Here is a 254-nt window from a genome sequence, read left to right on the forward strand (position 1 = left end):
TTGTGGGAGGGAGCTGTCGAAGGTGGGATCGGTAATTAGGACTAAGTCGTAACAAGGTAGCCGTACCGGAAGGTGCGGCTGGATCACCTCCTTTCTAAGGAGCATCTGACACTTTCGGGTGTCCAGAACCCAGTACGAAGGCACATGTTCTTCGCTGGGGCTCATGGGTGGAACATTTGACATGCTGTCAGCGCGTCTGGCTTCGTTTAGTACGGTCCTTCGGGATCTGGAACGGTGGGGTTGGGGAGCGGGGT

At 55.9% G+C, this 254-nt stretch carries 1 rRNA gene; it reads left to right on the plus strand.

The features are described 5' to 3' along the window. A 16S ribosomal RNA gene (locus WFG93_RS13925) occupies nt 1-94 on the plus strand; the annotation flags it as partial. Between the last annotated feature and the right edge of the window lie 160 nt (nt 95-254).

Origin of the sequence: Microbacterium sp. USHLN186 (assembly GCF_037145155.1) — a bacterium.
Classification (GTDB): domain Bacteria; phylum Actinomycetota; class Actinomycetes; order Actinomycetales; family Microbacteriaceae; genus Microbacterium.